The organism is Desulfomonilia bacterium, from assembly GCA_036567785.1.
Taxonomy (GTDB): domain Bacteria; phylum Desulfobacterota; class Desulfomonilia; order UBA1062; family UBA1062; genus DATCTV01.
This window is the reverse complement of sequence record DATCTV010000060.1, coordinates 36,636-51,608: the sequence shown is the minus strand read 5'-3', so window position 1 is coordinate 51,608 and position 14,973 is coordinate 36,636. Positions and strand designations below refer to the sequence as shown.

The 14,973-nt window shown below is 47.5% G+C and carries 14 protein-coding genes; 6 read left to right on the top strand and 8 right to left on the bottom strand.

Annotated features, from left to right (window positions below; all coding sequences use genetic code 11):
• Positions 1-18: 18 nt before the first annotated feature.
• From VIS94_15085 to lpxC, 7 genes are all read right to left on the bottom strand, one after another.
• Positions 19-1,512: a YifB family Mg chelatase-like AAA ATPase gene (locus VIS94_15085; protein HEY9162400.1), complete on the bottom strand. Its 1,494-nt coding sequence runs from the start codon at positions 1,510-1,512 to the stop codon at positions 19-21.
• Between the two features lie 114 nt (positions 1,513-1,626).
• Positions 1,627-2,913, bottom strand: coding sequence for an outer membrane protein transport protein (locus tag VIS94_15080; GenBank protein HEY9162399.1), 1,287 nt, complete (start codon positions 2,911-2,913; stop codon positions 1,627-1,629).
• A 45-nt stretch (positions 2,914-2,958) separates the two neighbouring features.
• On the bottom strand, positions 2,959-4,182 hold the full coding sequence (locus VIS94_15075; protein ID HEY9162398.1) for a hypothetical protein: 1,224 nt from the start codon (positions 4,180-4,182) through the stop codon (positions 2,959-2,961).
• A gap of 123 nt (positions 4,183-4,305) precedes the next feature.
• Positions 4,306-5,799 carry a radical SAM protein gene (locus VIS94_15070; protein HEY9162397.1) on the bottom strand — a complete coding sequence of 498 codons (1,494 nt, stop codon included), beginning with the start codon at positions 5,797-5,799 and terminating at the stop codon, positions 4,306-4,308.
• The gene (locus VIS94_15065; protein HEY9162396.1) at positions 5,792-7,141 is read right to left on the bottom strand and encodes a sigma-54 dependent transcriptional regulator; all 1,350 of its coding nucleotides are present in this window, start codon (positions 7,139-7,141) and stop codon (positions 5,792-5,794) included. The genes VIS94_15070 and VIS94_15065 overlap by 8 nt, the downstream gene beginning before the upstream one ends.
• Positions 7,138-9,321: an ATP-binding protein gene (locus VIS94_15060; protein HEY9162395.1), complete on the bottom strand. Its 2,184-nt coding sequence runs from the start codon at positions 9,319-9,321 to the stop codon at positions 7,138-7,140. The genes VIS94_15065 and VIS94_15060 overlap by 4 nt, the downstream gene beginning before the upstream one ends.
• Before the next feature lies 1 nt (position 9,322).
• Positions 9,323-10,132: a UDP-3-O-acyl-N-acetylglucosamine deacetylase gene (gene lpxC, locus VIS94_15055; protein ID HEY9162394.1), complete on the bottom strand. Its 810-nt coding sequence runs from the start codon at positions 10,130-10,132 to the stop codon at positions 9,323-9,325.
• A gap of 156 nt (positions 10,133-10,288) precedes the next feature.
• Between lpxC and gpmA the strand changes: the two genes are divergently transcribed.
• The 4 genes from gpmA to tatC are packed head-to-tail and all read left to right on the top strand — an operon-like array spanning position 10,289 to position 13,165.
• The gene (gpmA, locus tag VIS94_15050; GenBank protein ID HEY9162393.1) at positions 10,289-11,008 is read left to right on the top strand and encodes a 2,3-diphosphoglycerate-dependent phosphoglycerate mutase; all 720 of its coding nucleotides are present in this window, start codon (positions 10,289-10,291) and stop codon (positions 11,006-11,008) included.
• A gap of 17 nt (positions 11,009-11,025) precedes the next feature.
• Positions 11,026-12,081 carry a class I fructose-bisphosphate aldolase gene (locus tag VIS94_15045; protein ID HEY9162392.1) on the top strand — a complete coding sequence of 352 codons (1,056 nt, stop codon included), beginning with the start codon at positions 11,026-11,028 and terminating at the stop codon, positions 12,079-12,081.
• 40 nt (positions 12,082-12,121) lie between these two features.
• Positions 12,122-12,409, top strand: a complete 288-nt coding sequence (gene tatA / locus VIS94_15040; GenBank protein ID HEY9162391.1) for a twin-arginine translocase TatA/TatE family subunit — start codon at positions 12,122-12,124, stop codon at positions 12,407-12,409.
• On the top strand, positions 12,410-13,165 hold the full coding sequence (gene tatC / locus VIS94_15035; protein ID HEY9162390.1) for a twin-arginine translocase subunit TatC: 756 nt from the start codon (positions 12,410-12,412) through the stop codon (positions 13,163-13,165).
• On the opposite strand, the gene VIS94_15030 is transcribed toward tatC, so the two are convergent.
• Positions 13,159-13,830 (bottom strand): YggS family pyridoxal phosphate-dependent enzyme, encoded by a 672-nt coding sequence (locus VIS94_15030; GenBank protein ID HEY9162389.1) that lies wholly within the window; start codon positions 13,828-13,830, stop codon positions 13,159-13,161. The two genes, tatC and VIS94_15030, sit on opposite strands and share 7 nt — an antisense overlap.
• Positions 13,831-14,030: 200 nt before the next feature.
• On the opposite strand from VIS94_15030, the gene VIS94_15025 reads away from it, so the two are divergent.
• Together VIS94_15025 and VIS94_15020 are read left to right on the top strand one after the other, a co-directional pair.
• Positions 14,031-14,501 carry a hypothetical protein gene (locus VIS94_15025; GenBank protein ID HEY9162388.1) on the top strand — a complete coding sequence of 157 codons (471 nt, stop codon included), beginning with the start codon at positions 14,031-14,033 and terminating at the stop codon, positions 14,499-14,501.
• 30 nt (positions 14,502-14,531) lie between these two features.
• A complete protein-coding gene (locus VIS94_15020) occupies positions 14,532-14,969 on the top strand; it encodes a hypothetical protein (GenBank protein HEY9162387.1) in 438 nt (145 codons plus the stop codon).
• Positions 14,970-14,973: the final 4 nt, after the last annotated feature.

The following is a 14,973-nucleotide window of genomic DNA, read 5'->3' as shown; positions in this document are numbered from 1 at the left end:
TAGGGTATCATCAGATATTTATATTTCTATTTCCGGTCTGAACTGAAGGGCTTCGGCAAGATGCTTTTCAGAAATATTTTCCATTCCGTCAAGGTCTGCAATCGTTCGCGATACTTTTATCACACGTTTATAGGCTCGCATGCTCAGATTGAACTGCTTCATTGCCGAAATGAGAAGAGACCGGCATGAAGGGCTGAGGCTGCAAATCTTGTCAATGTCCTTATCCGGAATCCTTGCGTTTATGTGTCCGCGCTCAATCTGCATCTGTCTGGCTCTCATTATGGTGTCCTTGATCTGAGCAGACGGTATGCCAGGCGGGCAGTTCATGACATTTTCTATTTCCACCGGGTCGACCCAGACATGCAGGTCAATCCGGTCAAGGAGCGGTCCTGAAAGTTTCGAAAGATATTTTGAGATTTGAACAGGTGTGCAGCGGCACTCTTTCGCAGGATGCCCTTTGAAGCCGCATGGGCATGGATTCATTGCAGCAATAAGCTGGAATCTTGACGGGAAAGTGACCGACATGGAAGCCCTCGATACGGTTACCTCACCATCTTCCATGGGCTGCCGCATGGCTTCCAGTGCCGACCTTTTGAATTCCGGCATTTCATCTAGAAAAAGCACGCCGTTATGGGCCAGTGTGATCTCTCCCGGAGAAGGGTTTCCACCTCCGCCTATAAGTCCGGGTTCAGATATTGATGCATGGGGTGATCTTAAAGGTCTTTTCAATATTATTGAATTCTTTGGCAGTCTGCCAGCTACGGAATAAATTCTTGTACATTCAAGTATTTCCTGCCTGGTAAGCGGCGGAAGTATTGAAGGGAGCCTTTTTGCTAGCATGGATTTTCCGGCTCCGGGAGGGCCGATCATGAGAAGGTTATGACCACCGAGTGCGGAAATGATAATGGCCCTTTTGGGTAAAGTCTGACCGGCAATCTCTGACATGTCAGGTTCATGATCGGTTTTCTCAGGAAGCAGGATTTCAGTCCTTAAAATCCCTTCAGGATTTTCCTTGAGAATCCTGACAGTTTCTTTGATGTCTTTGCAGGGCCATACTCTGGCGCCTGAAAGAAGGGCCTCGTTGATGTTTGCCCTCGGACAGATGAGTCCTTTGAGGCCGAGTGATTTCGAAAGGAACGCGGCAGATATGGCGCCCTTGGTTGACCTTATTGAACCTGTTAACCCGAGCTCGCCGACAAAAAGGTATGACGAGGCTGTTTCCCGGGGGACAACTCCCATGGCGGCCAGTATAGCTATGGCAATCGGCAGATCATATACGCCGCCCTCTTTCTTTACGTCAGCAGGGGCAAGATTGACGACGATCCTAAGCGGCGGAAAATCAAGACCGGAATTGGCAATTGCAGATCTAACCCTGTCGCGGCTTTCTTTCACTGCATTGTCAGGCAGTCCAACTATTGAAAAAGAGGGTATTCCATGCTTTACGTCGGCCTCAACGGTAATGCCGATTGCTTCAGTACCGAGAAGGGCAGCTGATTTTACGCTGGCTATCATTTAATTATTAATAATCCCTGCTGGATGAATGTCCAGATATGATAAAAACAAACACCAATTTGATACCGGAAATTATATTTCGTGACAAGCAGGGAATCAGCTGTCTGCAATCTGTTAAAAAATATAGGCCGTGCTTAAAGAGAAATATAATGAGTCCTCATAAGCGCTTACCACGGTAGGTTCCAGATATTCAGTGCCGATCATTTTATAGCCTATAGCCTCTCCGTTTCCGAAAACATACTGGGCGCCAAGTGTTGTTATGACATGTTCGGTCTCGACTCCGAAACTTACGGTAAATCCATAAAGGTCAATTTTAGGCAATTCGTTTATTTCGTTGGGGTCTGCATCAGGTGCGGATGAAAAACTTGTGAAAAAACCGGCACGGATGGGGTATTTTTTCTTTATATAATATTCACCACCCACCTGTATATCAGTTACCGCCTTATGACTTCGGTCTATGCTGTTGCTGCAGTCAGGCGGAAAACATGCGCCATTTTCTTCTAGCCATTGATAGCTGTGGGCAAAATGATATGTGACATCCATTCCGATCCCGTATTCCTTCGGGACATTCAATGAAAGGCCCATCTTTATCTGTGCGGGTATGCCGTTGTCCGCCTTCAGATTATCCTCATATATCGAGACAGGGGCATAGTCGCTGTTCGAGTTCCTTACGGCGCTCTCATGCAATGTGCCGCTGCCTGAAATCCATATCGAGGGTGAAGTCACGCAAAGGCCTATATTTAAAATATCCGTCAACCTGTATTGCAAACCGGCAGATATGAGTGCAGCATAAACCGAATACTTGTAATTGCTTGAGAATGAGAACTCGTAGTCTTTCCAGAACAGGTTCTGGAACTGGCTCGATGTTGTATATGCGCAATAGGCCGAAGCGCCGATGTTCAGTCTATCCGTTAATTTGTATCCGATGGACGGGCCTATATAAAGGACCTGGAGGCTGTTTGTAAAATTGTAATAGTGTTCCTTGTTCTCTCCGAAGAATGATTCGATCTCTTTGGCGGAAATCTGCATGGGTACAAAAACGGAAAAAGCCAGCTTCATATTGTCATTATACGGATATATGACGCTGATGCCTGTTGGAATGGTGGCAAGTGTGTTTGCTTTAAGGTCCTCTTCAGGATAAAGGCTGTCATCTGTTTTAGAATTCTGTACGCCGTAAAGGTTTGCACTTGCAGAAATTGATCCGGTCGTGGAATCGGCAATTCCTGCGGGATTATAATAGCAGGCATCCATCCCTTCGGCATCGGCGCTTACCGCTCCGCCCATTCCCGATGCCCTTAGTCCGACTATGAAAGGCTGATAGTTGGATTCACCGGCTGTAAGCGCTACCGGGAATAAAACACAGGCTGTAATAAGCACCAGATTGAAGGTCCGTTTACGCATATCGTTTTCTCAAATAATGAATCCGTATTGAAATCTTACAATATATCAAAAGAGGAAAATAGGGTAAGAATCGGGATTCTTGCCGAAGCAGGTAATATCGTCTATTTTCTCAACGGCTTTTCCTCTGAGCACTGAATAAAGAAACCGTTCCACTCCGAGCCCTCCGCCGAAAGTCTCGGGGAAATAAGGTCGGCCGTTCTCATCTGTCATGCAGGCGGCTGACAGGAATGGGCTGTAGCCTGCAAGGGGTTCGATGTTTTTTATATTCCCATTCTCGAATACAGGCCTTTCAGTAAGAATTTTATTGTCGATGAGTCTTTCAATAATAGGCTCATAAAGCCATTCCCGGATTGCACCGGAAAGGATTTCCAGTGCGGGCATGAATTTGCCGGTATCCCGCTGTCTGGCCTTTGCGCATATATCGTAGTTGTAGATCATGTCTGATGTGAATGATGATATCGGGAGCCTGGTGCCGTCAGGAAGAATGTAGGGGTATATAAGGTCATAGTTTTCACGCATCAGCCCTGTTACCCAGAAGAACTGCTCGTTCGTTTCCTCGCCGGCCATAACCTCTCCCCATGCCTTGCCGTATCTTTTTAGAATATCATCATTACGAAATCTCGGGAACGGTTGCCTGGGCACTTCCAGTATTACACCAAGGGCCTTGAGTTCGTCTTCATTCTTTGAGGCTACCGCACTTACCATGGCAATAATCAACCGCTCGAAGAAATCATATGCCCTTTCGATGTCTTCATTTAATATGGCTTTCACCTTTTCAGGTTCATTCTTGTATTGGGTGAGTGTAATGCCCCTGTTTCTTTTCACCTCAATATCGATCTGCGAAAAGTCGATCAGGTATTTGCCGCGCTGTTTTCTCTGAGGGCTCTCTATCTCGAGCCTGATGTTCGGAGAATCGACGAAAATTCCCTTTATCTTCGGGTTAAAGCACGCCAGAAACTTATGGTAGATCATGGAATGAGTCGTGACATAAGGCATACCCTTGTAATGAATTGAAGGTACATGTTCGACATCATGTGCAAGCGGGTCGGTAATAGGGCTCATCAGAATCCGTTCAAGGTTGAAAAGCCCTTCATTCGTAAGAAAATTTGTAGCTGCAGTTACCATAGTGGTCCGAATGGCCATTGCCGAATAGATGGTATCGCCGATCCATTTGTTGACGTAGTTTTCGCGCACGAAATCTTCAAAAGAAGAGCCTGATTCTATTAAAGATGCCTGAAAGTGAAACAGATCCTCACCTATGAATGACATAAAAAAACCTCCTTTATGTAAACCTTTTCTTTTGCCTGCTGTCAGGGCATTAAAAAATATTTTTACACATGGCTGTCTCAAGTAACAATAAAAAAGTTTCTGTTCATAGCGGCAAATATTTATTCAGACTTTCTTATTTAAAAAGTCCCAGGGGAGTATCTCTTCTTCCCCCCGTTTCCTGAGTGCATAATAGTCGGGATTCCTTTCCCATGATTTCAAAATGTCCTGCCAGTGTGATTCAGGGACATCTGCAAGTCTGATCATCAAATCAAGGACATGCCTGTCTCCCCGGGCGATGACAGCCTGAAGGTATGCCCATTTAGGGCCTTCATAGCCGAGCTTGACATTGCTTTGCCGCCTGAGTCCGTCTTCAATCCTTTTAAGCCTCTTCTTTGCATCTCTGATGTCGATCATTTCCATGCGCTCGAAATCCGTTCTGGGCTTTGGAACGAAGGTGTTGACACTGACCTGGATGCTGCCGATCTTTTTATTGCCTCTGGAGACTTTTATAAAAGTCTGTCGGCAGCGTTTTACCAGGTCGATGATTGCATCGATATCTTCCAGGTTCTCTCCAGGAAGTCCGATCATGAAATACAGCTTGATATCCATGATACCTGCAGATACAAGCGCTTCGATATCAAGGAGAACGGCTTCGTTCTTTATATTTTTCGATACCGATTTTCTTAATCGCTCGGAGCCGGTCTCAGGGGCAAGGGTAACGCCTTTTGTGCCGGAGCGTTCAATAAGACTGATGAACTCCGGCGTGATCATTCCAAGCCTTAGTGACGGTGGCGCAATCTTTAAATCAAGGTCATTTATAGCCCTGAACATGTCCTCGGTCTGGGGGTGGTTATTCAGTGATGCGCTGACCATTCCGAGTTTAAGCCCTGATTCCTTAGCTTTTTCAAATGCCGGTATAAGATTATCAAGTCTGACCGCCCTGAACGGTGAATATATATTTCTTGCAGCGCAGAACCTGCATGAAAACGGGCAGCCTCTGGCTGTCTCGACAAGGAACATGTCGCTGAAGGCAGTGGAATCCGTCATCACTGCAGTATGTGCTGGTAATGGGATGGGGTTAAGTGTGCTGCCGGAGAATTCCCTGGCAAGCGGCCTGCCCGGTATATAAATGCCGGGTTTGCCCGCGAGCCTGTCAAGGAATTCTTCATAGCCCGCACTCATGATAAAGGCATCATGAATCATATCAGGGGCAGGTTCCCCGTCACCGATAAAGCAGATATCGAGCATGTCGGCTGCCGGCTCCGGATTCATTGATACTGCGGCCCCGCCGGCTATTACAACCGGTGTGCCGCTTCGTTTCGAGGCCAGGACAGGTATCTTTGCATCTTTGAGTATCTTTGCTGCATTTATCCAGTCGAGTTCATAGGAAACGGAAAAGGCTATTATGTGAAAATCAGATATGGGCCGGGCATTTTCAACAGATCTGGGATAATCGGTAAAGAACCGTTCACAGACGATTCCCGGATGATCGTTGAATGCCCTGTACATGGCATGAACGCCGAGATTGGACATGCCGACAAAATATGTATTCGGATATACAAGGGCTATATTCAGCCTGCCGCCAGGGTCTTTTCTGACAGCACCTGCTTCATGCATCTATTTCAAGCCCTTTGATCTTACGATGGAGGTTGCTTCGCTCAACCCCTATCATATCTGCGGTCTTTGATATGTTGTAACCGCACTGTGCGAGTTTTTTGGATATGAATATCCTCTCGAACTCGTTCCTTGCGTCTTTTAAGAGATCAATATCAAAGATCCTCTCGAATTCGGATGTGGCCTTTGATGTAAGTGGCGAGACATTATCCGCCGTAATGGTGTTACCGGGGGTCATTATGACGAGCCTTTCGAGTATGTTTTTGAGCTCCCTGACATTTCCCGGCCAGTCATGCTGCATGAGCTTTTTTATGGCGCCTTCTGTTATGATCTTTTTGTTGCCGTTGTTAAGGACGGCATACATAGTGAGAAAATGTTCGATAAGCTGGGGGATGTCCTCTTTGCGTTCCCTTAAAGGCGGAACATAAAGCGGGATGACGTTCAGTCTGTAATAGAGGTCCTGTCTGAAATTGCCGTTTGCAATCTCTTCCTCGAGATTCTTGTTTGTCGCCGTTAGAACCCTTACATCCACCTGTATGGTCTGGGAGCCTCCTACACGCTCGAATCGCTGCTCCTGGAGAATACGCAGTATCTTGGCCTGCGTGTTCATGCTCATGTCTCCTATCTCATCGAGGAAGAGGGTTCCGTTGTTCGCAAGGTCGAACTTGCCTCTTTTGCGCTCTGTCGCCCCTGTGAAAGAGCCTTTTTCATGACCGAAAAGTTCGCTTTCTATGAGTTCACCCGGAATGGCGGCGCAGTTGACTTCGACAAAAGGCTGATTACTACGCCTGCTCTGTTTATGCAGACTTCTGGCCACGAGCTCCTTTCCGGTACCGTTTTCACCAAGTATGAGAACCCATGAATCAGAAGGCGCGGCCCTGTCAATTTCCTCCTTCAGCTTGAGGATGGCGGGGGAAGTCCCGATCATCTCGTTGTCTTTTTCTGTCTTTTTCTTCAACAGGGCGTTTTCTGCTGAAAGTTCCTTCATGTGGAGCGCATTATTTATGGTGATTATAATGCGGTTCAGGTCCAGCGGCTTTTCAAGAAAATCAAGCGCCCCGAGCCTGGTTGTCTTTATCGCGGCATCGATAGAACCGTGACCGGTCATTATAATCACGGGTAGGTCGGGATTAATTTTCTTGATCTCCTGAAGCGTCTGTATCCCGTCAATGCCGGGCATCCATATGTCCAGCAGCACAATGTCCACATCCTGTTTGTCAATAATTTTAAGTGCGTCCTCTCCTGAGGATGCCTGCATGACATAGAAGCCCTCATCCTCGAGGCTGCCCTTTAATGAGAGTCTGATATTGTCTTCGTCGTCTACAATGAGTACCGTGTATTTCATGCCTTCTCCTTAACGGGTAGTTCGATTGTTATAATTGTGCCGTTAGGCTTATTGTCGCGTACCCGGATAAATCCGTTGTGATCGGTAACAATGCTTTTTACTATTGCCAGTCCAAGGCCTGTCCCTGTTCTTTTGGTGGAAAAATACGGCTCGAATATTCTTTCCTTGACCTTTTCCGGGATGCCGGGGCCGGAATCCATAATCTCAAGTCTGGCAAAGCGTATATCGCGGTTGTAGGAGGTCTTTGCCGTGATTGTCTTGACGGGGACATCCGATTCCTTCAATGCGACCGTTGCATTTTCCAGCAGGTTGGTGATGGCCCTGCTCATCTGGGAACGGTCAATCTCGACGCCGGTGAGGGTTTCATCGGTTTCCAGAATATATTCTATATCGGGATGGGCCTGCTTATAAAGCGCAACGGCGTCAGTCAGCACTTCATTCAGGTTGTCCGGCACAGGCATCGACGAGGGCATCTTGGCAAATGCCGAGAATTCGTCAACCAGCCGTTTCATCTCCTCCACCTGTGTCACGATGAGCCGAGTACATTCGTCAAAGACCTCGGGGTCGTCATTGATCTTGTCGAGGTACCGCCGCCTCAGCCTCTGAGCCGACAGCTGTATGGGAGTAAGCGGATTCTTGATCTCGTGTGCGATCCTTCTTGCGACCTCGCGCCATGCCGCTACGCGCTGCATGCGCTGAAGTTCGGTGAGGTCGTCAAAGACGACAACAACACCAATGTATTCGTTATTATCGTCATAAAGCATGGAGGCATGAATGAGCAGCGAGAGCCTTCTGCCCTCGATGCTCAGCACGATTTCCCTCTCGATAACCGATCCCTTGCTGTTGTTGAGGGCATCGGACAGCCCAGTCACAATAGGGAGGTGCTCTTCCTTCATGACATCCTGCCACTTCCGGCCGATGACCTTGTCTATTTTTATTGCAAGCATTTTCTGGGCGCTTGCATTGATCATCGATATATTATCGTTTGCATCAACCGATATGACACCGGTTGATACGTTTTTAAGAACTGTCTGGATATACATGTTGCGTGCGGCAAGCTCGTTGTAGGTCTGCTCAAGGTTTGTCCTGGAATCCTTCAGGTCTCCCACCATCTGGTTGAAGTCCTTGACAAGTATTCCCAGTTCGTCATCCGAAGTCACGTCGACGGAAAACCCGAGATCGCCTTTTGATACCCTCTGGGTGCCTTCGACCAGCTTTTCTATAGGGTTAGTAAGCCCTTTTGACAGGTTCAGCCCGTACCAGATTGCAGAGAAGATAACAAGCAGAGTCACTGAAGTAAGGGTTATTATGAATTCCGTCTTTATCCAGCCCTTCAATCTCAGACTTTCTATATAATCATTATATGAGGTATCAATAAGCCCGAGCCTTCCCGAGAGACTTTCCGGTACATAGTAGTCGACTGCAAGAACGCCTACGATATCTTTCGGATTGAATGAAGAGTGTATCGGTACTATGCCTTCTATGATATCAGCCTTTCCCGCCTGGATGATCCTGCTGGTGCTGTCGCCGTTCATTGCTGCCTTGACAAGACCTGATTCAGGGTCGGGCAGTGTCGAAATCCCGAGTTTGGGCGATATGATCTTGACAAGTTCCTCTCCCTGGGAAGAAAAAACTGCAACTGCGGACAGCCGGAACATTTCCATCCTGTCGTCAAGCAGGTCTTTCAGTATGTCGAGGTTACCTTCACGAAGGAGCCTTCTCTGCGTGATCTCCTCCGATATGAATGTCGCATAGTGCCGGGCATCAACCGATGCCTCCTGATAATAAATGTTCGCAACATTAAGAGATTCGGCAATAGCCTTTTTGACCTCTTCGGAAAGCCAGCCCTCCATGCTCCTGTCAATAAAGATTACGCTGGTGAAGAACAGAACCATTGCCGGAAAGATCGTGAGTGTGACAAACGATGCAACAAGCTTGGTGCGCAGCTTTGAGCCGAGCATCCCTCTCCGCCGCTCCAGCATGAGCTTTACGACGTTTCTTACAACAAGGAAGATTACCAGGATTAAAAGGACGATGTTAAGATTGAGAAGCGCCAGGAATGTTACATGACTTGACGGCATTGCCTGGAATTGCGGCAGGTGTTTTTCCACCCAGACAAGGACAACGATGAGCCCCATCAGTAGAAATGCAATGCTGAACTCTATCGTCTTTTTTGACATATCATTCCCTGTCTGATGATTCCGATAATATAGCCTTTGCCATCTCGACGTGCAGTCTGTGGTTTGCCCTGGATGCTTTGATTATTCCCGCAACAGGCCTTCCCAGTAGCCACAGGTCGCCCAGAAGGTCAAGGATCTTGTGCCTTATGAACTCGTCCCTGTAACGAAGGCCCTCGGGATTGAGGATGGTATCATTGTCCACGACGACTGCGTTTTCAAGGCTCCCGCCGAGCGCAAGCCCCATTGCCCTCATCATATCAACATCCTTAAGCCTTCCGAATGTCCTCGCCGGTGCGATCAGTTCTTTATAATCTCCGCCGGAATATATATATGTCTGTCTGCCGATTGCCGGTTCCGGGAAATCGATTGAATAGCTTATTGAGAAATCTCCCGGTTCGATTTCAACATAGGCGATGTCATCGCCAACCCTCAGTTTTGATTTGATGACGATGGGGTCAATCTCTCCTATTGCAAGCATTCCCGCTTCAGAGATGGCCTTGAAGAAAGGCAGGGCCGATCCGTCCATGGAGGGCATCTCGTCGCCATCCACATGTACTTCGCAGTCGGTAATTCCAAGTCCATACAGCGCACTCATAAGATGTTCCACAGTGGAAATGAAGACATCCTTGAAGCCGAGCATTGTATTGAGTCTCGTATCCGTGACAAAGTCCGGTCTTGCAGGGATTTCTACGCCTTCCCTGATAAAAACTATGCCGTTTTTTCCGGTCTTGATGTTCAGACAGACCATATTGCCTCTGTGAAGGCCGGTCCCCTTAATTGTTACGGTGTCTGCGACTGTTTGTCTGAGCATGAAACAAGACTATTGCAGGTAATCCCAATAGTCAACCTGCGTTAGCAAAATGTTTAACGCTTCATTTGTATAATTTCACCGGATATTGATTTTTTTATTTATATTACACGGCAAAAATTTCGATAAATGAATGAACAACAGACATAAGGAGCCGTCATGAAATTACTGGTCCTTCTACGTCACGGGGAAAGCGTATGGAACAACGAAAACCGTTTTACGGGCTGGACGGATGTCGGCCTGTCCGAAAAAGGCATAACCCAGGCGCATGAAGCGGGAGTGTTGATAAAAAGGGAAGGTTATATTTTCGATGTTGCATTCACGTCTCTTCTTAAAAGGGCGATTGATACGCTCAACATAGTCCTCGATGAATGCGGACAATACTGGATACCTGTTGTCAAGAACTGGCGGCTTAACGAGAGGCATTACGGGGCGCTTCAAGGTCTGAATAAATCCGAAACAGCTGAAAAATACGGTGAAAATATGGTGCATCACTGGCGCAGGGGATACTACAACAGACCGCCTGCGCTTGGCAGGTCGGACAGCCGCTGGCCCGGACATGAAATTAGGTACAGGGATGTAAGCGATGATGACATTCCGCTTACCGAATGCCTCGATGACGTGCTCAAAAGGCTTATGCCTCTATGGCACGGCGATATAAAACCATGCCTGAAATCGGGAAGGAATGTCCTTATAAGCGCACATGGCAATTCGCTGCGCTCTCTTGTTAAGCATCTGCAGAACCTTGATGAGGATCAGATTGAAGACGTGGACATACCTACCGGAATTCCGCTTGTCTATGAACTGAGTGATGACCTGAAGCCCATGGACATATATTATCTAGGTGAACATGACAAGATTGATGCGGCATACAGATAAAACAAAGGAGGAAGGATATGCGTGAGAAGATAGCTGAGTTGCTTGGTAAAAAGGCTGCAAAAGACCTGCTCGAGCACAAATGCATCGTTCCAAAGGGGAACCTGAACCTTCCCGGCCCCGATTATGTCGAAAGGAGCCTGATGCTCTCGGACAGGAGCCCCAACGTGCTCAGAAACATGCAAAGCATTATCGGCCACGGAAGGCTCGGCGGCACGGGCTATCTTTCCATCCTGCCTGTGGATCAGGGCATCGAGCACAGCGCAGGCGCTTCTTTTGCGCCGAATCCTCTTTATTTCGATCCTGAGAATATCGTCAAACTTGCGATCGAAGCTGGCTGCAGCGCGGTGGCTTCAACTCTTGGCGTGCTGGGCTCAGTTGCCAGAAAGTATGCACACAGGATTCCTTTCATACTTAAAATAAATCACAACGACCTGCTGATTTATCCGGAGAAACACGACCAGATACTTTTCGCAAATGTACAGCAGGCATTCGACATGGGTGCCGCCGCCATCGGCGCAACCATCTATTTCGGCTCCGAGGAGAGTTCGAGACAGGTCATGGAAATATCCGAGGCATTCGCACATGCGCATGAGCTGGGGCTTGTCACTATTCTGTGGGCTTACCTCAGAAACAATGGTTTCAAGAAAGGAGGTATCGACTATCACACTGCGGCAGACCTTACAGGACAGGCCAACCACCTGTCGGTAACAATCGAGGCGGATATTGTAAAGCAGAAACAGCCCACAGTGAACGGCGGTTATACGGCAATCGGCTTCGGAAAGACCTCTCCTCTGGTGTATTCCAGACTGACGACAGACCACCCTATAGATCTCACACGCTATCAGGTGATGAACTGCTATATGGGCAGGATGGGACTTATTAATTCAGGCGGTGAATCAAAGGGGGAAACAGACCTTGCCGAGGCGGTAAGGACGGCTGTCATAAACAAGCGCGCCGGCGGCATGGGTCTGATCTCGGGAAGAAAGGCCTTCCAGAGGCCCATGAAAGAAGGCATTGAGCTCCTTCAGGCTATCCAGGATGTCTATCTCGATGACGGTATTACGGTTGCATAATAAATTGACACCCTGATTTGTTCATCCTATAAGGGCTCGCATGTTCGGCATAGGTGGAACGGAACTATTTATAATACTTTTGATAGCCCTTATCGTACTGGGGCCGAACAAGTTGCCCGATCTTGCCCGGATGCTCGGCAAGGCAATGGGAGAGTTCCAGCGTGCTACGAGCGACCTGAAGCGGGAAATAGACATAGCCGGAGAAGACAGGAACAATTCAGCAAAACCGGAGTCCGATGACAAGGACGGCAAGACTGAAGATTCTCCGGCTGAAACCGCATCTGAATCAAAAGATGTGGACGATAATATCAAACAGGGGGCAGACTGATTGGATGACCCGAAGCTGCCCATCACAGACCATCTCTCCGAGCTGAGATCAAGGCTTATAAAAAGTCTTCTGGCCATAGCGGCAGGGTTTGCATTGAGCTACGGCTTTTCGGAGAAGATTTTCAGATTTCTTATCAAACCTCTGGTAAACGCTATGCCGCCCGGGTCTCATCTGATTTACACCGCCCTTCCCGAGGCGTTTGTAACATACCTCAAGGTATCATTCTTTGCCGGATTGATCCTGGCGGCACCCGTTATCTTTTATCAGATATGGAAATTCGTGATGCCGGGTCTGTATGAGAAGGAACGCAGGTATGTCATACCGTTTGTGCTCATGGCCACGTTCTTTTTTCTGCTCGGGGCTTCATTCGCCTTTTTCGTGGTGTTTCCGTTCGGCTTCAAATTCCTTCTAGGATATGCATCAGGCGATATATACGCAATGCCAAAGCTGAACGAATACCTGAGCTTTACAGTAACGCTGCTGATTGCATTCGGAGCGATATTCGAGCTTCCGGTCATAATTTTCTTTCTTGCAAAGATAGGCATTGTCTCCCCTCAATTCCTCAGGAAACAGAGGAGATATGCTATACTGGCCATAGCCATTGTTGCGGCGGTTCTCACCCCGCCCGATCCTGTCAGCATGATGCTTATGATGGTACCGCTTCTGGTGCTTTATGAATTCAGCGTGGGTGTGGCGAGTTTTGTCTGGAAACCCAGGTCGGCCGCATCAACCGGAGAAGAGGCCGGAAATCAGTAAACTTTAGGCGGTCTCGGCCCGTATATCAGAGTCCCTATCCTGACCAGGTTTGCGCCTTCTTCGATAGCGATCCTGTACGAATCGCTCATGCCCATTGAAAGCCATTTCATTTCCGTATCCGGCAGGCTTTTTGTCTTGAGTTCTTCAAAGAGATTCCGTGTCAGCCTGAAACAGGGTCTTAATTTCTCCGGGTCATCGACAAAGGGTCCCATTGTCATGAGTCCGTTTAGCCGTATGTTCTTGAGCGTGCTCATGTATTCAGCCAGTGCCGGGACTTCCTCGGGCATTGCGCCGGCCTTCTGCTCTTCACGCCCGCTGTTTACCTCTATCAGTACCGGCATGATCCTGCCCAGCTTTGCTGAAGTCTGGTCGATCAGCAGGGCCAGTTCCTTCGAATCGACGGTTTCCACCATATCGAACATGGGAATGATATGCTTGACCTTGTTCTTCTGGACATGTCCTATGAAATGCCAGGATGCCATATCTCCAATCTCGCTGATGATGCCTTTGGCATCCTGCAGATAATTTTCTCCGATCATTGTTATTCCGGCTTCAATGGTTTCTCTGACCTCTTCCAGGTTTCTTGATTTTGCGGCAGCAACAACCCTGACGTTCTCAGGAATATCTTTGAGAATCCTTATGATGTTTTCGGATATATGGCTCACATGAAACCCCTCTTTGTAATGTATCAACCGGCTGATATACTAACATCTTTTTCTTTGACAAAAAACGGCCAATACGCTACTTTTGCAGATGCTTTAATAAACATCAATAAATTTAATGAGATGGGGTTGTTTCCCCGACTTTGATCTTTTTTCATTTGCCTCGTATCTTATCAAAAAACAGGCAGGGTTGTGAGGGTATCATGGTTGGATTCAAGATGGATGAAATAATGATCGGGACACATACTTTTTCCGACGGCTCTTACGGCGGAAGGGAACTGCCCATTAATTTTTCCCTGACATGGGGCAACGGCGATCTTTTCAAATTCCTGAATCCCCGCTCAAAAGAGTTTCTTGTGAGCAGCGCCAGTGGTTTTATTACAGTGGGTGGTCTGGTAAACAAGGCCGACTGCAAAGGATATCTGAAACTCATGTATTTCTCGGAACGTAAGATCCGCTACGAGCTCGATTTCAAAGGGGACGATGACAGGGGATACAGATATGTGGGTGAAAAGGTGAACATATGGCCGTGGAATCTTCACAGGACGCATGTCACCTGCTATGGAACTATATCTGATATGGCAACAGAAAAAATCATATCCAGTTCCATTGTGTATTTCCCGTTGAGAGAAATGTATGATTTCCTGAAATCTTTAAGGTTGGTAAAATCCTGATATTATTTGATGCCTTCTAAGGAGACAGGTATGCCTTATAAAGTTCTTAGCAAAAAAGATGCGAAGATTATCGCCGCAATGGCAGGCGGAATAATTCCCAGAGGAGGTGCCAGCTTCGAACTCGGGGCTGCCGATATTGAAGACAAGTGGCTTCCCAGGACGGATTTCATACTTTCAAGAATGCCTTTTGTTACCCGGTTTACGCTCAGGGTGATGGTGCATATACTGAATTATGCCTGGCCTGTCATTTTTATGGGAAAATTCAAACAGCTTGTCAATATGGATGAACAGGAGCGAACCGAACTTCTGCATCTCATCGAGAATTCCGCGTTTCCTGGGCCGTTTTCATTGCTGATAGTCAAAGTGCTTGTGTTTCCCGCTTTTTACGGAATCATCGAAGTGAAGGATGCCATAGGATACAAAGAAAAATTCGATAACAGTCAGGGGTATAAAGGTGTCAGAGGCTAGGGGT